Here is a 21,078-nt window from a genome sequence, read left to right on the forward strand (position 1 = left end):
AAAACAATATTTAAAACACTGATTTTAAGTTGCTTAAATCAAAAATACATTTTATCGACTTTCATTTCATAAAAATGTCATTTTCGATGAAATGCACATGGTAATTTATTCATTATAATAGCTTTAAATTATAATTATGACAAACAATGATATTTTTAAGAAACTACGAGTTGCTTTACAGTTGCGAGATGACGAAATTGTAAAGATTTTAGAACTGGTAGATTTCAGAATTTCTAAAAGTGAATTAGGTGCTTTTTTTAGAAAAGAAGATCACCCTAAATACAAGGAATGCGGTGATCAAATTTTAAGAAATTTTTTAAATGGGCTTGTAATACATTTACGAGGTCCTAAACCAGATAAAAAACCAAAACTTACACCACAAAAAAAGAGCAACTAAACAGTTGCTCTTTTAATTAAATAACTACTTTAAGTATTAAACTGCTTAATTTTTAAGCACCTTAAAAGTTTTTGTAGCATTCTCAACTTGCACTTTAACTAAATAACTACCTTTTGATAAATGATTCATATCAATACGTACTTCTTTGAGAGTATTTATTTGTTTATCTACACACAACCTTCCTGTGATATCAAAAACACGTACTGAATTAATTTTTGAATGAGACACGCTCTTTATAAATAAGCTATGAGTTGCTGGGTTTGGATAAACTGCTAATTGATTTTGTAAAACATTGTTCTCTACTGTTAATGTAGAATGGTCTGCATAGGTTTTTATTACACCTGTAATACCATTAGGGTTTTGAGTATCAGAACTTGTAAATAATACGTTTCCTTCACTATTTAAAGCAACTGATTGGCCACTACTAGCATCAACACTATCATCGTATTCACCAGATTGAATAACCCAATGATTAACGCCTTCAATTTGCCCGCGTTTGTATAGGTAAACTCTTGGCGACGAACTAGAATTAAAAAAACGTGCACCAATAGCCATAAACAACCCATCATTATTTAGAGATAAAGAACTACCAAACCTATCACCATTAGTTAATCCAAAAATATCTCTAAAATATGTGTAACTTACTCCATTAGAATAATATGTTTTTACGTAACCAGGAACACCTGTTCCTAGCCTAGTTCCAGCTGCCAGTATACCTCTGTTTCCGCTTAATGCTAAAGTATTACCAAGTCTATCATTCGCTTGAGAGCCTTCAGCATTAAAAACTCGGTTCCAGTCACTCGAATACTGATAAACGGATATCTGCCCTCTACTCTGTCCGCTAGTTGTACCGTTAATGTTATGATAAGGAGCACCTACAGCTAAATAATCTCCATCATTATTAAAATCTAATGTGCTACCAAAATTCTCTCCAGTAACAAGACCTTCTAAAGTGCTTCCTAATTGAAGCCAATTGCCAGAGTTGTTTTCGTATACTTTTACTTCACCAGTTCCTGTATTGGCTCCAGGTATTCCTACAGCTAGTCTTGTTCCGTCTGCATTTAAGCTTATACTCCTTCCTAAACTCACACCAGTAGATCCTCCAATAAAGTCTGATCCTAATTGTGTCCAAGTGCCAGAAACATTTTGAAAAACACGTACATATCCAGAATAAGTATTGCCGTTAGGACTTCCTGAAGGAGCTCCAACTACTATAATGTCTCCTGTAGCATTAATATCAACAGCGTCTCCAAAATAATCGCCAGCCTGAAGACCAACAATATCATTTCCTATTTTCTCCCAGCTATTATTACTATACTGATAAACTGAAGCTTTTCCTATATTAGCATCGGTTCCTGTAACGCCATCATATCTTGGTGAGGTTACTACAATGGTGTTTCCATCAGGGCTTACTGCAAATTTATTTCCGAAGTAATCTCCCTCTATTCCGTCAGGGTCAAAAACATCTTCCCTATAAGTTGTAAATTCTTGTGAATAAATAAAAAGTGGCAACATTAAGGCATAAAAGAATAATTTTGTTTTCATAAAAGTTTGATTTATTGATTAATAGTTAACCTACTAGCAGCTTTTTTTATACCACTAGCAGGTTGTGCAAATCAATGTTAAAATCAAACTATTGAGAAATTTTTGGGGTCTACAAATGGGCTACAAAAAACACAAACCTCTATAAAACAACCGGTTAAAAACTAAAAACACCTTACTACATTTGGTATAAGAAATTCTTTAGATCATCTTCTTTTCCAAGATTTAGTTTCTTTTTTAATCGATATCTGCTCATTTTCACACTTTTAGGAGTAACGTTTGTTAGTGTAGCAACTTCTTTTGTTGATAAATTCATACGAATATATGCGCAAGATTTTAGGTCGTTATTGGTAAGATTAGGATATTTTAAGTTTAATGTTTTGAAAAATTTGGGATGAACATTATTAAAGTGTTTTTGAAAAGTAGCCCAATTATCATCAAAATTTAAACCTTGTTTTATAATACTATTCAATTCTTTTATAAAACTAGACTTTGAGGCTTCATTATCGCCAAATGCTTTTACTTTATCGCTTAAATCTTCTAACAGTTTATTTTTTTGTAACGAACTCATTGTTAATGAGCTTAACTCTACTGACTTTAACTCTAGTTCTTTTTTCTGAAGTTGCGCTTCAAGTTCTGATGCTTTTTTTTCTTTTATTAAAAGAGCTTCTTTTAGTTGAAATGATTTTCTTCTTATTTTATAACGATTGTATAAAAGGATAATTGTAACAACTAATAACAATGAGAATACAATTGCCCAGTTTCTATAAAGCTTAAACAACGCTACTTCTTTATCTTTTTGTATAGAATCTGTTTTTAAAATTTGAATCTCTTTAGCTTTTTTCTCTGCTTCATATTGCTCTTGGTAAAAAGCGACTTTTTTTGTTAAGTCATTTTTAAATAAGCTATCTCGCGATGCTGCATAAAGTTTAAAATTATGATAAGATTTTTTGTAATCATTCAATTGATGATAACTATCAGTAAGTCCTTTATATGCATCTACCTGATATGGTAATGAACCAGATAATTTTGCATTGATTAAGGCTTGATTGTAAAAACGATTTGCTTCGCTATATTTTTTTTGATTAAATAATAATGTTGCTAAATTGATTTCTGTTAGGGCTGAATTTTCTGTATCCTTAATATCAGAAAACAACTTATTTGCTTTTGAGTAATAAACCATTGCTTGATCAATGAGGTCTTCACTCTTACTTATATTACCTAAATTTGAATAAATACCTGCTAAAGAACGTTTATCATTCATTTTTTTGGCAAAATCTAAATACTCTAAATAATATAATTTTGATTTTTTATAATCACCTATTTGATAATAAAGTGTTGCTAAATTATTAATTGAACTAGCAATCAATCTTGGGTTCTTTATTTCTTTTCGTAAATCATAAGCTTCTTGTAAGTAAGCTAATGCTTTATCAAAACTTTCTAAATCTTTATAAAGTAACCCAATACCGTTTAACGCATCTGATGTTTCCTTTTTTAAACTGTAGCTACGGTAAATAGGTAATGCTTTAAAATAATAATCCAACGCCTCTTGGTAATTCCCTTTTTGCCTATTTAATGCTGCTATATTATTATAAGATCGTGCCGCAAATGAAGAGTCTTTAAGTTTTAATCTATAAACAAGCGATTTTTTATAGTTATACAAACTAGAGTCTACAATTCCCAATCTTTGAAAAAGCACACCCATATTATTGTATGCATCGCCTTTTTTTCTTGAATCTGAAGCAGGAATACTTTGTAGTGATTTTTGCCAATAAACTCTAGTACTATCGTATGCTCTAGTATAAAAATAAGCAGTTCCAAGATTTTTATAAGAATCTGCTAACCCTGATTTATAATTAAGCTTTTCACTTAAAATAATAGCGTCTTGAAGATGTTTAAAAGCTAATGCTATATTTGTGTTGAAAGATTTTCTTCCTATTTCATTTAGCAACTTTACTTTACTCGTATCATCCTTAATAGTTTTAAGCTCTAACAGTAAAGAATCAACTTGAGAAAAAACAGATGTTGTAGCAAATAATAATATAAAAGCAATCTTCTTCATAATAGTTGGTTGTTTAGTGCTTCTAAAATAGTTTAAATATTATAATTACACCAAAAAACACTATAACAGAGTGCTTTATAAAAAAAAGAGCAACTATTTAAGTTGCTCTTTTTTTAATTATATTAAGATTATCTTATGTATTAAGACAATACATCTTGTACTTTATCTGCAGCTTCTTGAAACTCTGTTGCACTTAATACATCAAGTCCAGAGTTATCAATTAATTCTTTAGCTATATCTGCATTTGTACCTTGTAAACGTACAATAATTGGAACTTGTATAGCATCTCCCATATTCTTGTAAGCATCTACAACACCTTGTGCTACACGATCACAACGTACAATACCACCAAATATGTTAATTAAAATAGCTTTTACGTTAGGGTCTTTTAAAATAATTCTAAAAGCAGCCTCAACACGAGCAGCATCTGCAGTACCACCAACATCTAAAAAGTTAGCTGGCTCACCACCTGCTTGCTTAATTAAATCCATAGTAGCCATTGCTAATCCAGCTCCGTTTACCATACAACCAACGTTTCCATCAAGATCAACATAGTTTAATCCTAATTGACCTGCTTCAACTTCAATAGGGCTTTCTTCTCGTAAGTCACGTAATTCAGCTAAATCTTTATGTCTGTATAATGCGTTATCATCTAAAGTTACTTTAGCATCTACTGCCATTATTTTATCATCACTAGTTTTTAAAACTGGGTTGATTTCAAATAAAGAAGCATCAGATTTATCATATGCTGTATATAATGCCGTAACAAACTTTGTCATTTCTTTAAAAGCTATACCACTTAAACCTAAATTAAATGCTACACGACGTGCTTGAAAAGGTAAAATTCCTGTTGCAGGATCTATTTCTTCTGTAAAAATTAAATGAGGTGTTTTTTCAGCAACTTCTTCAATATCCATTCCACCTTCTGTTGAATACATAATCATGTTACGACCATTACCTCTGTTTAATAATACAGACATGTAAAATTCATTAGGTTCTGAATCGCCAGGATAATAAACATCTTCAGCAACTAAAACTTGGTGTACACGTTTACCTTCAGCAGAAGTTTGAGGTGTTACAAGGTCCATTCCTATAATTTGACCAGCAATATCTTTAACTTCGTCTAGGTTTTTAGCAAGTTTAACTCCGCCACCTTTACCACGTCCACCTGCATGAACTTGGGCTTTAATAACGTGCCATCCTGTACCTGTTTCTTCAGTTAATTGTTTAGCTTTTTCAACTGCTTCGTCTGCTGTTTGGGCAACTAATCCACGTTGAATACGTACGCCAAAACTGCTTAATAATTCTTTTCCTTGATATTCGTGTAAATTCATCTTGTTTAAAGTAAAATTTTAGTTCAACAAAAGTAAATAATCACATTTACTTACCCTAATATTTGACAACTAAAAATATTTTAAATATCACTGCATTTGTTAAATAATTAACAAGATGTTTTAATTTTGTAATATTTAGCAACATTACTTTTTAATAGGTGATTATAAAATATCTTTGACAAAAAAGATTTTCATGCAAAACAATCAATTACTAGAAATAGCCAAGGAATTTGGCAGCCCATTATATGTATACAATGCTGAAACAATAAGCAATCAATATAAAAGATTGACGAGTGCTTTTAAAGGTGTTAAGAATTTACGTATTAATTATGCTGTTAAGGCTTTATCTAATGTTTCTGTATTGAAGTTCATGAAAAAATTAGGTTCAAATATTGATACAGTTTCTATTCAAGAAGTTCAATTAGGACTAAAAGCAGGCTTTGAACCAGAACAGATAATTTTTACACCTAATGGCGTTTCTTTGCAAGAGATTGAAACCGTGGCAAAACTGGGTGTGCAAATTAACATTGATAACTTATCAATTTTAGAACAGTTTGGTACAGCTTACCCTAAAACGCCTGTTTGCATTAGGATAAATCCGCATGTTATGGCAGGTGGAAACACCAATATATCTGTGGGACATATTGATAGTAAGTTTGGTATTTCAATTCACCAAATACCACACATATTACGTATTGTTGAAAACACAAACATGCATATTAACGGCATTCATATGCATACTGGTAGCGATATTCTTGATATTGATGTGTTTTTATATGCCAGTGAGATTCTTTTTGAAACTGCAAAAAACTTTAAAACATTAGAGTTTATTGATTTTGGTTCGGGATTTAAGGTTCCTTACAAACAAGGAGACATTGAAACAAACATTGAAGAGCTTGGTAAAAAATTAACCAAACGATTTAATGATTTTTGTAAAGAATATGGCCGAGAGTTAACTCTTGCTTTTGAGCCCGGTAAATTCTTGGTTAGTGAAGCTGGACAATTCCTTGTACATGTAAATGTTATAAAACAAACAACATCAACCGTTTTTGCCCAAGTAGATAGTGGGTTTAATCATTTAATAAGACCTATGCTTTATGGCGCTCAACATGATATAGTAAACATATCAAACCCTAATGGCAGAGAGCGTTTTTATAGCGTTGTTGGCTACATATGCGAGACAGACACTTTTGCTAATAACAGACGTATTTCTGAAATAAATGAAGGTGATATTCTTGCTTTTAAAAATGCTGGTGCTTATTGTTACTCTATGGCTTCAAATTATAACTCTCGTTATCGCCCTGCTGAAGTACTTTGGTACAAAGGCAAAGCTCACTTAATTAGAAAGAGAGAAACTTTTGACGATATCATAAACAATCAAATTGAAATTGTTTTAGATTAAAATATTTTAATCCAAGAGAAAGCAAAAAAGCGTTCCCCTCTATAGAAACGCTTTTTTGTTTATATAAATGTTTTGAAAATTATTTTTTTATGAATTTTTGAACATGTTCTCCGCTTTGTGTTTTAATTGAAGCTACATATATTCCTGTTGCTAATTGATTTACTGAAAGTGTCGCACTATTTTCAGACATTAAAACAACTCTTCCATTTAAATCAGTAACCGTAATAACTTGAATGGCTTCTTGTGATTTAACTTGTAAAACATCAGTAACTATACTAGGAATAATTCTTACTTGACCTGAAACAACAGAAGGTTTGTGAGTACTTAAACTTAATGGTAAATAGGCTTCCATTATAGTCTCATTAACACTAAGTAAATTAACAACAAAGTTATTGGTTCTAAATACTAAATTATCATCGTTATTATCATAATAATAATATGAAGTTTGTGTTGCAGGAACACTTCCAAAAAACGGTACAACTAGCGTTAAGCTCTGTTCTATTTTTAATCTTGTAACACTACCGCTATAAGCACCTTCTCCTATATCATTCATATTTAATGTACCATAGGCATCTACACTTACTTGCAGCGTTCCTGTAAAAGTACCTGAAAATGTTGTGTATGTAAATGACCCTGAAACAGGATCTGAATTAGATGCATTATAACTCATAGGAAATGAACCTACTAAAGCATTATTTGTGTAATTTAATACCAAATCATCTCTTTCTACTCCTGTAAGAGAAACTGCTCCAGTTTCTATTTTTTGAAAAATTTTATTTGTATTTGCAGCATTACTCACATCTGTAATTGTTAAAACACTTGTTGTTCCTGGGTAAGAAGAAAGCTCTGAAGTTGTTGGAGTTACATAAGTATCTTCATTTACAGTTCCTGCAGTTGCAAGGTCGTTAAAATTCCAGGTTAATCCAGCTCCAGAAGCGCTCTGATTTACGGCACCACTTGATGTCACTACAGCAAATCTTAATCCATTTGCACTGTTAAAATTGTTGATAGGAGCTTGAGAAAAGCCATAAATTGAAATTAAGAAAAAGGCAATAAGTAGTTTTGTTTTCATATAAATAGTTTTAATCAAAACTATAGAAAACAGAATGTGAGTTACAAAAAAAAAGACCATCGTAATAAATTGACGATGAACGGCATAGACCTTCTAAAATTCATATCAAAACATAAATACATTTTGTATTTGTTATAAAGAATTCCTAATTTTATAATCGAAAACCGAATAAGGACTTTGATTAATAGCAAAAAACAAAGACTTATGAATTTTCCCTCAACAACATTAGCTTTTCTCAAGCTAAAAAACAGTAAAAAAGCGCATCACTTACTACGCTTTATAAACGTTACTTATTCTCCCAATGTTTTCGTTTCATTTTTAATTTAAAGAGATTTTAAAAATGAAAAAGCTCGGTATCATTGGCCAATTAGGAGATGTAAATAATTACATCATTCAGTATTTTTTAGATCAAAATTTTCAGGTAAAAATGTCTGTTGATAGTGTTTCTCAAAAAGACTATTCATCAGTAAAAAAAGACTTTTACTTACAACACTGCAAACTTGACATAACTAATATTGAAAGTGTAAAACGTTTCATTTTTGATTGTGATATTATTATTTACAACGACTTAAACCCATTTATAAACACCAATAATATTCCTACTGAATTATTACTTAAACCTTCATCTGAAATAATAAAAAACATCCTTGAAGCTATTTCAAAAACACCTACAATTGAAAAGCTTATTTTTATAACATCTACAAAAACCTCAAAACAGACCAATCATAATACACCTTTGAAACACACATGGTATAACTTGAATGATGTTATTTTAAACACTAAAAATGACCTGTTTACTTCATCTAAATTTTTGGCTAATAAAACTTTGTCTGCTTTTATTGATAATACTACTGATTTAGCATATGAGATAACAAAAATATCACTCTGTGATATATCTAACCAATTACATTCTGAAAAGGAAACAATTGCTAGTACTAATCTTCAAGTAAGTCAAAACTCAAAACAAACATTAGCCCTGATTGCCAATATAGCTCATAATGCGACATTAAATTACGGTAAACACGGCGAAAACTTCTTGATATACACACAAAGTTCTTTGGTTAAAAAAACTCAATTACCAATACCCTATAACAATTAAAATTTATATATAATTAACTTGTTTTGCTTAAGTTGACACCTTGCATAATTAGTTATTTATAAATAGATTTGTAGTATTCCCTTAAAAATTATTTGCCCTAAATTAATAGAATAAATGAATATTCAAGACTTTGATGTAAATGACTCTACTCAAGTTCTCAATTTTATACAAAAAGCCGCAAAAATTGGTACTTGGCATGTAAACCTAGAAAACAATGAGGTTTCATGGAGCAAATTAACCAAACAGATTCATGATGTAAGTGAGGACTATAGCGTAAATATTGACGCTGCCATAGGTTATTATAAAGAAGGTTTCTCTAGAGATAAAATAACATATTGTTTTAATTGCTGTATCACAGAAAAAAAACCCTTTGATGTAGAGCTAGAAATAGTAAGTGCCAAAGGAAGAGAAAAATGGGTTAGAGCGATAGGTTTTCCGGTAGTAGAAAATGACAACTGTATAAAAGTACAAGGACTATTTCAAGACATAACCGAAAAAAACAAAACACTACAAAAACTAGCCTTAAAAGAAGAGCAGTTTAGAAAAACATTTGAAAGTACCGCTATTGGTATGGCTATTGTAAGTCTTGATGGCAGATGGCTAAAAGTCAATAAAAGCTTAAAGAACATGTTAGGCTACACTAACGATGAGTTTACATCTCGAACATTTAAAGACTTAACTCACAAAGACGATTTAGAATTAGGGCAAAAAGAATTAAAACAATTACTTCAAAAAGAAGTTTCGAGTTTTAAAATTGAAAAAAGATATATCCATAAAAACAATGATGTGATTTGGGTATCTTTAAGTGTATCACTTGTGAGTAATGACGATGGCATTCCTTTACATTTGGTAGCTCAAATAAATGACATCACACACAGAAAACAATCAGAGAGAAAAGTAAAATCACTATTAGATATTACAAAAGACCAAAATTCAAGACTATTAAATTTTGCACATATTGTTTCTCACAATCTTCGTTCGCATTCAGGGAATTTAGAAATGCTATTAGATTTAATGAAGTTTGAAGAGCCAGAAGCTACAGATAACAGCTACTTTCCATTAATAAACACAGCCGTAGATCACTTAAGTGAAACTGTAGAGAACTTAAATCAAGTTGCTATAATAAACACAAAAATTCACGAAGACCTAACACCTATAAACCTTCATGATGTAGTAAACAAAACAGCAAACAGCGTAAACGCTTCAATTATTGAAAATAATGCAAAAATCAATAATTTGGTAAACCCAAATCAAATTATACACACAATACCTGCTTATCTTGATAGTATTTTACTAAACTTTTTAACTAACAGCTTAAAATATAGAAAAGAAAACGCAGACCCAATTATTACTTTTAAAGCCGACACGTCAAAAGACAGTGATAACAATCCTATTTTAATTCTAGACATAGAAGACAATGGTGTTGGGATAGATTTAGACAAGCATGGCAAAAAACTTTTTGGCATGTACAAAACCTTTCACAAGCACAAAGATTCAAGAGGATTAGGCTTATTTATTACTAAAAACCAAATAGAAGCCATTGGCGGCAAAGTTTTTGTAAAAAGTAAAGTAGGAATTGGCACTATTTTTTCATTACATTTAAGGTATGAAAAAAGTTAATATTACATACATCATAGATGATGATCCTATTTTTGTGTTTACGGCACAAAAAATGTTGAAATTTGAAGATTTTTGCTATAACTTTTCAGTGTTTCATAATGGCGAAGATGCTATAAATCATTTAGCTCCATTAATGAAAGCCAACACAGATCTTCCTGATCTTATTCTATTAGATTTAAATATGCCTATTATGGATGGTTGGCAATTTTTAGATGAATTTATAAAAATAAAAACCACTAAAAAAATTACAATATACATTGTAAGCTCCTCTATAGATCCTGCAGATATTGAAAAGGCAAAAACATATCAAGAGGTTTCAAACTATGTAATAAAACCAATTACTAGAGAAAAAATAAAGTACATTTCTGACGAAATGAAACAGCAAATCGCTAATTAAAAAACTTATTTATTACTTTGTTTTTACTTTTCCCGTAAAGTGATTAAAAGAAGAGCTTATAGGGTTTCCAGATGCACGCCTAAATGATGCTATTTGTCCGCAATGCCAAATAGCATCAGATATTGGACCATTAATAGCATTCCAGTAAGGAAAAACTTTTCCTTTACCAAAGTTAATATTGTAATCTGATAAGTCATCAGCTTCTCGTAGTATATCTGCTGCTTTTTTAAGATTTAAAAGCGTTTGCTTTCTAATATCAGCATAAGCGTTATTAGAGTTATCTACTTTTTTATGCTCTTGTTTTAATGCAGCACTTAAAATCACTTGAGATAAATCAAAAATATGAGTAAGTGTCTCTCCTGTTGAGCGTGACTCTGCATCAATTTTATAAGAAAAATCTTTATCCTTTAAACCTTCAGTTGCCCAATAAAATCTAAAACCAAAACCATCAATTTGTCTGGCAGCTACTGTTCCTGCTGTAAAACTATTGGAAGCTTCTGGTATTTCATGGTATGGTAACGCTTCTTGAGCATTAGTAGCTAAACATGCTAGCAAGAACATTGCTGGTATTAAGTTTTTCATTTTTTAATCTTTGATTTGGTTTGAATTAGAAATTGGTGCGATTCCGTAAGTATCAAATAAATACACCAACGCTGTCATTGTTGCTGCTCCTAGCTCTAGTTCTCGTTTGTTTACATGTTCAAATGTATCATTTGCTGCATGATGATGATCAAAATAGCGTTGCGAATCTGGACGCAAACCAGCCAATACATTGGTTTCTGTTTTTAATGGGCCTACATCTGCTCCGCTTCCTCCTTGTTCAAAATAGTGAATTAAATAAGGTTTAAACAATGGTTTCCAACTTTCAATTTTTGAAAAAACAGCATCACTACAATCAAAACTAAAGCCTCTTGGAGTAAATCCTCCAGCATCACTTTCTAAAGAAAAAATATGATTTTCTCCTTTTTGCTTTGCTACTTCAGCATATTTTGTTGCTCCACGAAGTCCGTTTTCTTCATTCATAAATAACACGACTCTAATGCTTCGTTTTGGTTTAATACCACTTTCTTTTAGCAATCTTAATACATCCATAGATTGCACTACGCCAGCACCATCATCATGTGAGCCATCTCCTAAATCCCAAGAATCAAGATGACCTCCAACAATAATATACTCATTAGGGTATTGACTTCCTGTAATTTCACCTATAACATTATATGATTGTACATCTGCTAATTGGCGACATGATTGACTAAAGAAAAACTTCACATTTTTATCTAATGCTAACATGGTACTTAATGTTTCGGCATCATTTGTACTAATTGCAGCAGATGGAATACGTTTAGAGTTTGGCAAATCGCCGTAAGTCATACTTCCTGTATGTGGAAAATCATCTAAACGTAAATTCATAGAGCGCACAATAACACCAACAGCTCCAAGTTTTGCAGCTTCCATAGCACCTGCATAACGCTGATCTACACAACCACCATAAGCTTCAAAAGTTTGTATTAAATCGGCTTGCATTGGTCTATTGTAAAACACTATTTTGCCTTTAATATTAGCTTCTCCTAGCTTTTTAAGTTCTTCTATTCCCTGAACCTCAACAACATTTGCTTTTAATCCGCCATAAGGTGTCGCGATTGAGCCGCCTAACGCACATATATTTACCGTTGTTGTTTTACCAGGACCTGTCTCTATGTAAGCATATTCTGGAGCGCCACGCACCCATTTTGGTACCATAACAGGTTGTAACCATACTTTATCTAATCCTAATTTTTCTAATTCTTCTTTAGTATAAGCTACTGCTTTTTCAGCATTTAGCGATCCTGACAAACGACCACCTATTTGGTTTGACAAATAATCAAGCCACTCATAACTTTTACCATTTGTTAATGATGTTGTATAAATAGTTTTTAAAGCTTCAGCATCGGTTTGTGCTGATATGTTTATTGTAAAAAGAATAAGTAGGAGTAATAAAAAGCGTTTCATTAAATAAAATTTAAGTTTTAAAGATACTATTTATGATGTACGAAATTCTAAAATAAATTATAAAAAAATCCTGTTTATAGAAACAGGATTTGCAATATCATTCACTTTTTAATTGCTCTTTGTAGATATGTAGTTTTTCTTTAATAGCATCATCTAGCTCTGGCTCTACAATATCTTTGTATGTTTTTAGTGTATCTAGTAAAATTTTTGCGACTATATATCTAGCCGTAGGTTTATCATCAGCTGGAATTGTATACCAAGGCGCATGTGGTTTTGATGTTCTATTTATAGCATCTTGGTAACATTCTTGATATTGATCCCATAATTTGCGTTCTTTTAAATCTCCTGGTGAAAATTTCCAGTTTTTCTCTTCCTTTTCTAAACGACGTAAAAGCCTATCGCGTTGCTCATCTTTTGATAAGTGTAAAAAGAACTTAAAGATAATTGTACCATTATCAGCAATGTGCTTTTCAAAATTATTTATTTGCTGAAAACGTTCATGCCAAAAAGCATCGTTTACATCTTCAACAGTATGTATATTAGGCAAGTTTTCTCCCAAAATATATTCTGGATGCACTCTTGTCACTAATACATTTTCATAATGTGTTCTATTAAAAACGCCAAACTTTCCGCGCGCAGGAAGTGCAATATAATGACGCCATAAATAATCATGCTTTAACTCTAACTCGGTTGGTACTTTAAAGCTATGAACTACCACTCCACGAGCATTAAGCTCTTTAAAAACCTCTCGGATCATACTGTCTTTACCTGCTGTATCCATACCTTGAATACAAATTAAAACAGCATACTTACCATGAGCATACATGGTGTTTTGAATTTTTGCTAAATCTTTACATACATCTTCTAATGCATCTTCAATTTTATCTTTATCAGCATCTAAATCGTAGTTTGTGCTAATATCTTTAAGATGGATGTTTTGACTAACTTTAAAATCGTTGATGTTTATATTTTTTTTCATAACGCGTATGTTATTTTGAAGCAAAAAGTTTCACATCACTTTCGCTTACTTCTTTTTCACCTAAAATAATAAGACGTTCTACCACATTACGCAATTCACGAATATTTCCTGTCCAATCGTACTCTTGCAGTAATTTAATAGCTTTTGAAGAAAACTCTTTTTTTGCATTTCCTTGTTCTTCTGCTATTTTGTTTGCGAAAAAATCAACTAAAAGAGGTATATCTTCTCGTCTATCATTTAATGCAGGAACTTTGATTAAAATAACTGCTAAACGGTGATATAAATCTTCTCTAAACTTACCATCTGCAATTTCTTTTTTTAAATCTTTATTGGTTGCTGCTACAACGCGTACATCTACTTTAATGTCTTTATCATTACCAACACGTTGAATTTTATTTTCTTGTAAAGCACGTAATACTTTTGCTTGCGCAGAAAGACTCATATCACCTATTTCATCAAGAAAAATGGTTCCTCCGTTTGCAGCTTCAAACTTTCCAGCTCTATCTTTTACAGCACTAGTAAAGGCTCCTTTTACATGCCCAAACAACTCACTTTCTATAAGTTCTGAAGGAATTGCGGCACAGTTAACTTCTACTAATGGACCTTTTGAGCGATTACTTTTTTCATGCAACCAATGGGCTACTAATTCTTTTCCGGTTCCGTTTGGTCCAGTAATAAGCACTCTAGCATCTGTTACTGATACTTTTTCAATCATCTCTTTTATGTGAGCTATGGCTTCACTTTCGCCAATCATTTCATAGTTTTTGCTCACTTTCTTTTTTAACCGCTTATTTTCTACAACAAGTTCCTTGCTGTTTAGCGCGATTCTCACAGTGTTTAACAATCTGTTTAAATCTGGCGGTTTCGATATATAATCAAATGCACCTAGACGCATTGTATTTACTGCTGTATCTAAATCTCCGTGTCCAGAAATCATAACCATTGGTGTTTCTGGTTTTATTTTCTTTACGGCTTCAAGAACTTCAACACCATCCATTTTTGGCATTTTTATATCACAAAGCACCAAATCAAAATCGTCCTTCTTAATGGCTTCAACTCCTTTTAAACCATCTTCAGCTTCTTCTACGATATATTTATCATTTTCTTCTGAAAGAATTTTTACAAGTACACGTCTTATTGCTGCTTCATCTTCTATTACTAATATTTTTGGCATATTATATCTTGTATTTTAATCCGGTTCTTAAATATAAGGTATTTACGTCATCTAGAGTAAATACTTTGTCTTTGTCTTTATTACGTAGTATGTTTTTTTGATCTAAAGTATAGCCTGAATACATATAAAAAGCAAAGTGCTTTGTAAAATAATATTCATATCCTAATCCTAATACTATAACGCGTAAAGAAACGTTTTCTACAACTTGATTATTGACAGTTATTTTATCTTGTACATGCGCATAATAACCATCTAAACTTATGAATGATTGTAGTACATTTTTTTCGTTAAAATAATATTCTATATTGGCTTTAGGAACTCCCAATGTATATGCCCAATGTGAATTAAGCTTTCTAAAATAACTTACAAAAGGTAATGGGAAAGGCAATCCTGATGTACTATTGTAGGTTAAACCAATTATTAATCTATTTGGTTTTTTTGCTGTTTCGTCTTTTGTTTTATCATTAATAGCGTAAACGCCTCCGTTTATAAAAAAATCAGATCCGGTTATTTTTGATTTTAATGTTGATGCGATTCTAGGTGTTACTTTGGCTCCAAATCGCCATTTTTCATTATGCTTAAAGGTATAGCCAATGGTAGCATCTATAATATGTACTTGGTTTATTAGACTTCGATTAAAAGGATAATGGTCTTCAAGGTCTATAGCTACATTATTGTATTCGGCACCAAAAACAAGATAATCATCTTCAGAAATTTCAATAGGAATATTAAAAAAACCTCGAAACCTACTATAGGTATCTTCGGAGTTTTTTTTGGGTATGAAAGAATATTCTAACCTAGCTAAATTACTTAATTGTGCTTGTAAAGTAGAACAAAGTACTAGGGTAAAAAGAATTAAAACGTTTTTATATGCTTTACTTAAACTCACATGCTATTTTTTTGGATCTATAATATGAATGTCTCTTTGTGGGAATGGTATAGAAACATTATTTGCTCTAAATAATTTATCTATTTCAAAACGAATGTCACTTTTTGGGAAGTTAGATTTAAAACTGTCATTAAGTGTAAAAACTACTTTAAAGTTTAATGAACTATCTGCAAAATCTGTGAACAAAACCGTTGGTTCTGGGTCATCTAATACGTTAGGGTGATCATTTACAGCCTGTAGTAATAATTGCTTTACTAATTGAACATCACTTCCATAAGCCACACCTACTGAAACACTTTCTCTTGTTGTTGTTCCGTTTTGTGTCCAGTTATATAAGCTATTTGTTAAATACAAATGGTTAGGTATTACTAGTACTTTATTGTCTATTGTAACGGCTCTGGTTGTTCGTAGTTTAATTTCTTCAACACGCCCTATTTTATCTTCAATTTCAATAATATCTCCTACGCGTAAACTTTGATCTATTAAAATAAAAACACCAGAGATAATATCTTGAAATAAGGTTTGCAATGCTAAACCAATACCTATTAATAAGGCTGCTGAAGCAGCAAAAATGGCTGTAACATTTACTCCAACAGCATCAAAAACAATTATTAAAACCACTAAATACACAAGCCATCTTGCAAATGAAAATACGGTATTAAATTTTGCTTTATCCTCTAAAGGCAATCGCTTTACGTAAAGTCTTTTTATAAAGTTCAGTACAATGGTTGTTATAATATATATAACGCCAACTAATAATATTAGGCCTATTGTAATCTTTATAGTTTTTTCTTCGTTTTGATATAAAATCGTACCTAAAAAATCTATAATTGTTTCCCAAATGCCACTTTCTGTAACTACTTCTTCAATATTATCTAGTTTCTCTTCCATTTATTTTCCAATTAATATTTAATCCATTTAATAAGTTCTTTATAGCTAGGCTTTTTTCCATACATTAAAATTCCTACTCTATAAATTTTTGCTGCAAACCATACGGTAAACATAAATGTTCCTACTAGCAACGCTAATGACACTAACTGTTGCCATATTGGTACGCCAAAAGGAATTCGCATTAACATAACTACTGGCGATGTAAACGGGATGAAAGAAAACACGGTAGAAACGGTTCCATGTGGATCTTCAATAACAGTAAAAATACCAATATATACAGCTAGGATTAACGGCATAAGTATTGGAAACAAAAACTGCTGTGTATCTGTTTCATTATCTACTGCGGCACCTATTGCTGCATACAAAGAACTATATAATAGATATCCTGCAATAAAAAATAATACAAAGGCAAAAATTAAATTAGTAATTGGTAAATTATAAAATGCATTCATAATATTCTGTACCATGGCTGTAGAATCAGGGTTATTTACCGCTTGATTCACGAGTTCTTGTTGTGCTGAATGAGATTGGGCAAAGTCTATTCCGAAAATTGCAGAAACTATAACCATTAAAAAAACACCTAATATTAGCCAAATTACAAATTGAGTAATCCCTGCTAAAGATGTTCCTATAATTTTGCCTAGCATTAACTGTATTGGTTTTACAGAAGATATTATGACTTCTATAATACGACTTGTTTTTTCTTCAATCACGCTACGCATAATCATGTTACCGTAAATGATAATAAACATAAATAGTAAATAGCCCGCAGCACAACCAAAAGCTAATTTTACAACACTATCTATTTTTGAAGTTTTTTCGCCAACAAAACTTTCTTGAGCAATATCTACTCGTACTTTTGAAGACTTTATCATTTCTATATCAACGCCTTCATCGGCTAATTTCAAGTCAGTAAGTTGCTTTTCTAATTTACTTTCTAAATCACTCATTAAGGTAAGTGATGGTGCTTCTTCTGAATAAAATTTTATATGTTTTGACAACGTACTTACATCACTGTAATTCTCAATATAAAGTAATCCGTAATGATCCTTTTCTTCTGCTTGTTTTTTTGCTTCAGCAAGTGATACGTTTTTAAGTATATTGTATTTTGTTGTTTCTGTATCTGTAAAAGACGATTCTATAATACCAGACTCATCTAAAATTGAAATAGTACGTTCTGTATTATTATTTAACTGTGATAAATAAGCCACAACAGCAATTAAAACAATCATAATTATAGGACTTAAGATTGTCATAATTAAAAATGACTTGTTTTTTACTTTTGTTAAATACTCACGTTTTATTATTAGTGATAAATGGTTCATAACTAGTTATTCTTTACGGCTTGAATAAAAATATCATTGGCACTTGGTATAAGCTCTACAAAATGAGAAACTTCTCCTTTTGATGTTAAGTAGCTTAATAAATTGTTTGGCGTTTGTTGATCAGTAATTTTCACATTGAGTTTTAGCACATCTCCTAGTGTTTTAAAACTCGCAGGAGAAACAATAAAGTTTTGAGCCAGCTCTTTTTCTAATAATAATTTGTCATTTGTTTTAACAGCTATTTCAAACGTATTGGTTTTGTATTGCTGCTTAATGTCATCTAATCGTCCATCAAGAATTTTGTTTGACTTGTGTATTAAAGCAATATGATCACAAAGCTCTTCTACAGATTCCATTCTATGTGTTGAAAAAATAACTGTTGCTCCATTATCTTTTAAACGTAATATCTCGTCTTTGATTAAATTTGCATTTATAGGATCAAAACCAGAGAAAGGCTCATCAAAAATCAACAGTTTAGGTTCATGAAGTACTGTTACTATAAATTGAATTTTTTGGGCCATTCCTTTAGATAGCTCTTGTATTTTTTTATTCCACCAGTCTCCTATCTCTAAACGTTCAAACCAGTATTTAAGTCGTTTTTTTGCTTCTGCTTTACTTAATCCCTTTAGTTGAGCTAAATACAATGCTTGTTCACCTACTTTCATAGATTTATACAACCCACGTTCTTCTGGTAAGTATCCAATATCTTTAATATGATGAGTTGCTAAAGGCTCTCCATCTAGCAAAACTTGCCCTGTATCAGGCATAGTTATTTGGTTAATGATTCTAATAAGTGTAGTTTTTCCTGCTCCGTTAGGTCCTAAAAGCCCAAAAATACTGCCTTTAGGCACTGTAATTGAAGCATTATTTAAAGCTGTAAAATCTCCAAATTTTTTAGAAACTGAATGTGCTTCTAATAAGTTGCTCATAAACGACTATTAATTAATTTTTAATTCAGGTAAATATATTAAATGTTGGAAAGGTAGTATAATAAACTATAAAATAATATAAAACAAAACCCATCCTTAAAACTTTAATTTAAAGGATGGGAAAAAATTGCTATGAAAAAGAAAAATTACCACTATTAAATAAATAGTGATAAACCAAATATAGTGTTTTTTCCTAAATAAACAGAGACCTTGCAAAAAAAGGTTTGTCGTAAACAACAAAAACCCACTAAATTAGTGGGTTTTTGTAAATAAAAATTCATTTTAATTTTTAAGAAAACATATCTTTTACTTTCTCAAAAAATGATTTATCGCTTTTTTCTGGTTTAGGAGAAAAGTGCTCGTCTTCTCTCATAGACTCAAAAAATTCTTTTTGCTGTTTGTTAAGCGTTTTTGGTGTCCAAACATTTACATGAACTAGTAAATCTCCTTTACCATAACCGTTTATTGAAGGGATACCTTTTCCGCGTAAGCGTAAAATTTTACCAGACTGAACACCTGCTTCAATTTTTATACGCACTTTTCCTGTAACAGTATCTATTTCTTTTGATGTACCTAGAACAGCATCAGGAAGGCTAACGTATAAATCATAATGTAAGTTATCTCCTTCTCGTTGTAATGTTTCGTGTGGCTCTTCTTCAATTGCCACAAGTAGGTCTCCTGAAATACCATTTCCTGGTGCTTCATTTCCTTTACCTGAGACTTTAAGCTGCATACCATCTACAACACCTGCTGGTATTTTTATTGATACTGTTTCTTCTTTTGATAACAAGCCATGAGCATCTGCTTCGTCTGGTTTTTTATCTATAATTTGTCCTGAACCATCACAAACATTACAAGCTGTAGCTGTTTGCATTCTACCTAAAATGGTATTGGTAACACGCGTAACTTGACCAGAACCATTACATGTTGTACAGGTTTTGTATGTTGTTCCGTCTGCTTGAACTTTACGGCGAACTTTAATTTTCTTTTCTACACCGTTTGCTATTTCGTCTAGAGTAAGTTTAACTCGAATACGAAGGTTGCTACCTTTTACTCGACGTTGACCACCGCCAAAACCGCCACCAAAACCAGAAAAACCGCCGCCTCCGCCAAAAGCACCGCCAAAAATATCACCAAACTGGCTAAATATGTCATCCATATTCATGCCTCCACCGCCAAAACCTCCTGCACCTTCAAAGGCTTGGTGTCCAAATTGGTCATAACGGGCTTTTTTATCGGCATTACTTAAAACTTCATAAGCTTCTGCAGCTTCTTTAAATTTTGTTTCAGCCTCTGCGTCGTCTGGGTTTTTATCAGGATGATATTTTAGCGCTAATTTTCTATATGCCTTTTTGATCTCTGTAGCTGATGCACTTTTATCTACTCCTAATATTTCGTAATAATCTCGTTTTGCCATGTGTGTATTTTATTGTCCTGTAACTACTTTTGGAAATCTTATAATTTTATCGCCTAGTTTGTAACCTTTCTCTATAACGTCTATAATTTTTCCTTTTAAATCATCATTTGGCGCTGGTATTTGTGTTATTGCTTCATGAATATCAGCATTAAAAACATCTCCTTGATTAAGCTCTATTTCTTCAAGTCCTTTTGCTTTTAGAGTTGTTTTTAATTTATTACTTATTAGCTCAACACCTTTTAGCAATTCTTTTTCTTCTGTTTTTGCTATTTCAACATATGCTCTGTCAAAATCATCTATAACAGGTAAAAGCGCCAACATAACTTCTTGGCTTGCTGTTTTAAATAACTCTACGCGCTCTTTTGATGTACGTTTTTTGTAGTTTTCAAACTCGGCAAAGAGTCTTAAAAATTTATCTTTTTCTTTATTTAACTCTTCTTGAAGTTTTTCTTCAGTAGTTTGTTCGTTTTCTTGATTTACTACTTGTTCTTCTGCTTGCTCTACAGCAATATCTTCTTTTTTATCTTTCTTGCTCATTATGTACTTAAATTGTTATAATA

General features: G+C 31.5%; 19 protein-coding genes. 5 read left to right on the forward strand and 14 right to left on the reverse strand.

Going from position 1 to position 21,078, the window contains the following annotated elements; all coding sequences use genetic code 11:
• The first annotated feature begins 136 nt into the window (after positions 1-136).
• The gene (locus ACN5J3_RS10030; RefSeq protein ID WP_418511655.1) at positions 137-397 is read left to right on the forward strand and encodes a DUF1456 family protein; all 261 of its coding nucleotides are present in this window, start codon (positions 137-139) and stop codon (positions 395-397) included.
• 45 nt (positions 398-442) lie between these two features.
• On the opposite strand, the gene ACN5J3_RS10035 is transcribed toward ACN5J3_RS10030, so the two are convergent.
• The 3 genes from ACN5J3_RS10035 to sucC all read right to left on the reverse strand — a co-directional run bounded on the left by ACN5J3_RS10035 (position 443) and on the right by sucC (position 5,335).
• Complete coding sequence (locus ACN5J3_RS10035; RefSeq protein WP_418511656.1) at positions 443-1,942, reverse strand: T9SS type A sorting domain-containing protein; 1,500 nt, start codon at positions 1,940-1,942, stop codon at positions 443-445.
• 175 nt (positions 1,943-2,117) lie between these two features.
• The gene (locus ACN5J3_RS10040; protein ID WP_418511657.1) at positions 2,118-4,001 is read right to left on the reverse strand and encodes a tetratricopeptide repeat protein; all 1,884 of its coding nucleotides are present in this window, start codon (positions 3,999-4,001) and stop codon (positions 2,118-2,120) included.
• A gap of 140 nt (positions 4,002-4,141) precedes the next feature.
• Complete coding sequence (gene sucC / locus ACN5J3_RS10045; RefSeq protein ID WP_418509382.1) at positions 4,142-5,335, reverse strand: ADP-forming succinate--CoA ligase subunit beta; 1,194 nt, start codon at positions 5,333-5,335, stop codon at positions 4,142-4,144.
• A 193-nt stretch (positions 5,336-5,528) separates the two neighbouring features.
• On the opposite strand from sucC, the gene lysA reads away from it, so the two are divergent.
• Positions 5,529-6,737 carry a diaminopimelate decarboxylase gene (lysA, locus tag ACN5J3_RS10050; RefSeq protein ID WP_417289734.1) on the forward strand — a complete coding sequence of 403 codons (1,209 nt, stop codon included), beginning with the start codon at positions 5,529-5,531 and terminating at the stop codon, positions 6,735-6,737.
• Between the two features lie 79 nt (positions 6,738-6,816).
• Here lysA and ACN5J3_RS10055 read toward each other — a convergent pair whose 3' ends face one another.
• Positions 6,817-7,809 (reverse strand): T9SS type A sorting domain-containing protein, encoded by a 993-nt coding sequence (locus tag ACN5J3_RS10055; RefSeq protein WP_418511658.1) that lies wholly within the window; start codon positions 7,807-7,809, stop codon positions 6,817-6,819.
• A 340-nt stretch (positions 7,810-8,149) separates the two neighbouring features.
• On the opposite strand from ACN5J3_RS10055, the gene ACN5J3_RS10060 reads away from it, so the two are divergent.
• The 3 genes from ACN5J3_RS10060 (at position 8,150) to ACN5J3_RS10070 (ending at position 10,925) form a co-directional block, all read left to right on the forward strand.
• The gene (locus tag ACN5J3_RS10060) at positions 8,150-8,908 is read left to right on the forward strand and encodes a hypothetical protein (RefSeq protein WP_418511659.1); all 759 of its coding nucleotides are present in this window, start codon (positions 8,150-8,152) and stop codon (positions 8,906-8,908) included.
• Positions 8,909-9,022: 114 nt separating this feature from the next.
• Entirely contained in the window at positions 9,023-10,528 is a 1,506-nt protein-coding gene (locus ACN5J3_RS10065; RefSeq protein ID WP_418511660.1) for a PAS domain S-box protein, read from the forward strand.
• On the forward strand, positions 10,515-10,925 hold the full coding sequence (locus tag ACN5J3_RS10070; RefSeq protein WP_417289738.1) for a response regulator: 411 nt from the start codon (positions 10,515-10,517) through the stop codon (positions 10,923-10,925). Before ACN5J3_RS10065 ends, ACN5J3_RS10070 begins: the two co-directional genes overlap by 14 nt.
• Positions 10,926-10,937: 12 nt before the next feature.
• Here the strand turns inward: ACN5J3_RS10070 and ACN5J3_RS10075 are convergent, their stop codons facing one another.
• From ACN5J3_RS10075 to ACN5J3_RS10120, 10 genes are all read right to left on the reverse strand, one after another.
• Positions 10,938-11,507 (reverse strand): hypothetical protein, encoded by a 570-nt coding sequence (locus ACN5J3_RS10075; RefSeq protein WP_418511661.1) that lies wholly within the window; start codon positions 11,505-11,507, stop codon positions 10,938-10,940.
• Positions 11,508-11,510: 3 nt separating this feature from the next.
• Positions 11,511-12,914: a M20/M25/M40 family metallo-hydrolase gene (locus tag ACN5J3_RS10080; RefSeq protein ID WP_418509377.1), complete on the reverse strand. Its 1,404-nt coding sequence runs from the start codon at positions 12,912-12,914 to the stop codon at positions 11,511-11,513.
• Positions 12,915-13,011: 97 nt separating this feature from the next.
• Entirely contained in the window at positions 13,012-13,893 is an 882-nt protein-coding gene (locus ACN5J3_RS10085; RefSeq protein ID WP_344728634.1) for a PPK2 family polyphosphate kinase, read from the reverse strand.
• A gap of 10 nt (positions 13,894-13,903) precedes the next feature.
• Positions 13,904-15,067, reverse strand: coding sequence for a sigma-54-dependent transcriptional regulator (locus ACN5J3_RS10090; RefSeq protein WP_417289742.1), 1,164 nt, complete (start codon positions 15,065-15,067; stop codon positions 13,904-13,906).
• 1 nt (position 15,068) lies between these two features.
• Entirely contained in the window at positions 15,069-15,956 is an 888-nt protein-coding gene (locus ACN5J3_RS10095; protein WP_418511662.1) for a DUF6268 family outer membrane beta-barrel protein, read from the reverse strand.
• 3 nt (positions 15,957-15,959) lie between these two features.
• The gene (locus ACN5J3_RS10100; RefSeq protein WP_418509375.1) at positions 15,960-16,847 is read right to left on the reverse strand and encodes a mechanosensitive ion channel family protein; all 888 of its coding nucleotides are present in this window, start codon (positions 16,845-16,847) and stop codon (positions 15,960-15,962) included.
• Between the two features lie 11 nt (positions 16,848-16,858).
• Entirely contained in the window at positions 16,859-18,172 is a 1,314-nt protein-coding gene (locus ACN5J3_RS10105) for an ABC transporter permease (RefSeq protein WP_418511663.1), read from the reverse strand.
• A gap of 2 nt (positions 18,173-18,174) precedes the next feature.
• Complete coding sequence (locus tag ACN5J3_RS10110) at positions 18,175-19,101, reverse strand: ABC transporter ATP-binding protein (RefSeq protein ID WP_418509373.1); 927 nt, start codon at positions 19,099-19,101, stop codon at positions 18,175-18,177.
• 289 nt (positions 19,102-19,390) lie between these two features.
• On the reverse strand, positions 19,391-20,518 hold the full coding sequence (gene dnaJ / locus ACN5J3_RS10115) for a molecular chaperone DnaJ (RefSeq protein ID WP_418511664.1): 1,128 nt from the start codon (positions 20,516-20,518) through the stop codon (positions 19,391-19,393).
• Positions 20,519-20,527: 9 nt separating this feature from the next.
• Complete coding sequence (locus tag ACN5J3_RS10120) at positions 20,528-21,055, reverse strand: nucleotide exchange factor GrpE (RefSeq protein ID WP_344728619.1); 528 nt, start codon at positions 21,053-21,055, stop codon at positions 20,528-20,530.
• Between the last annotated feature and the right edge of the window lie 23 nt (positions 21,056-21,078).

It is taken from the genome of Corallibacter sp. (assembly GCF_048381695.1).
In the GTDB taxonomy this organism is placed as follows: domain Bacteria; phylum Bacteroidota; class Bacteroidia; order Flavobacteriales; family Flavobacteriaceae; genus Corallibacter; species Corallibacter vietnamensis.

What these genes read in the sequence shown, in the direction of transcription:
- sucC (WP_418509382.1), bottom strand. Translation starts at nt 5,335, where the DNA reads ATGAATTTACACGAATATCAAGGAAAAGAATTATTAAGCAGTTTTGGC.
- ACN5J3_RS10090 (WP_417289742.1), bottom strand. Translation starts at nt 15,067, where the DNA reads ATGCCAAAAATATTAGTAATAGAAGATGAAGCAGCAATAAGACGTGTA.
- ACN5J3_RS10080 (WP_418509377.1), bottom strand. Translation starts at nt 12,914, where the DNA reads ATGAAACGCTTTTTATTACTCCTACTTATTCTTTTTACAATAAACATA.
- ACN5J3_RS10110 (WP_418509373.1), bottom strand. Translation starts at nt 19,101, where the DNA reads ATGAGCAACTTATTAGAAGCACATTCAGTTTCTAAAAAATTTGGAGAT.
- ACN5J3_RS10105 (WP_418511663.1), bottom strand. Translation starts at nt 18,172, where the DNA reads ATGAACCATTTATCACTAATAATAAAACGTGAGTATTTAACAAAAGTA.
- ACN5J3_RS10120 (WP_344728619.1), bottom strand. Translation starts at nt 21,055, where the DNA reads ATGAGCAAGAAAGATAAAAAAGAAGATATTGCTGTAGAGCAAGCAGAA.
- ACN5J3_RS10040 (WP_418511657.1), bottom strand. Translation starts at nt 4,001, where the DNA reads ATGAAGAAGATTGCTTTTATATTATTATTTGCTACAACATCTGTTTTT.
- ACN5J3_RS10100 (WP_418509375.1), bottom strand. Translation starts at nt 16,847, where the DNA reads ATGGAAGAGAAACTAGATAATATTGAAGAAGTAGTTACAGAAAGTGGC.
- ACN5J3_RS10070 (WP_417289738.1), top strand. Translation starts at nt 10,515, where the DNA reads ATGAAAAAAGTTAATATTACATACATCATAGATGATGATCCTATTTTT.
- ACN5J3_RS10065 (WP_418511660.1), top strand. Translation starts at nt 9,023, where the DNA reads ATGAATATTCAAGACTTTGATGTAAATGACTCTACTCAAGTTCTCAAT.
- ACN5J3_RS10075 (WP_418511661.1), bottom strand. Translation starts at nt 11,507, where the DNA reads ATGAAAAACTTAATACCAGCAATGTTCTTGCTAGCATGTTTAGCTACT.
- ACN5J3_RS10035 (WP_418511656.1), bottom strand. Translation starts at nt 1,942, where the DNA reads ATGAAAACAAAATTATTCTTTTATGCCTTAATGTTGCCACTTTTTATT.
- dnaJ (WP_418511664.1), bottom strand. Translation starts at nt 20,518, where the DNA reads ATGGCAAAACGAGATTATTACGAAATATTAGGAGTAGATAAAAGTGCA.
- ACN5J3_RS10030 (WP_418511655.1), top strand. Translation starts at nt 137, where the DNA reads ATGACAAACAATGATATTTTTAAGAAACTACGAGTTGCTTTACAGTTG.
- ACN5J3_RS10085 (WP_344728634.1), bottom strand. Translation starts at nt 13,893, where the DNA reads ATGAAAAAAAATATAAACATCAACGATTTTAAAGTTAGTCAAAACATC.
- ACN5J3_RS10055 (WP_418511658.1), bottom strand. Translation starts at nt 7,809, where the DNA reads ATGAAAACAAAACTACTTATTGCCTTTTTCTTAATTTCAATTTATGGC.
- ACN5J3_RS10060 (WP_418511659.1), top strand. Translation starts at nt 8,150, where the DNA reads ATGAAAAAGCTCGGTATCATTGGCCAATTAGGAGATGTAAATAATTAC.
- lysA (WP_417289734.1), top strand. Translation starts at nt 5,529, where the DNA reads ATGCAAAACAATCAATTACTAGAAATAGCCAAGGAATTTGGCAGCCCA.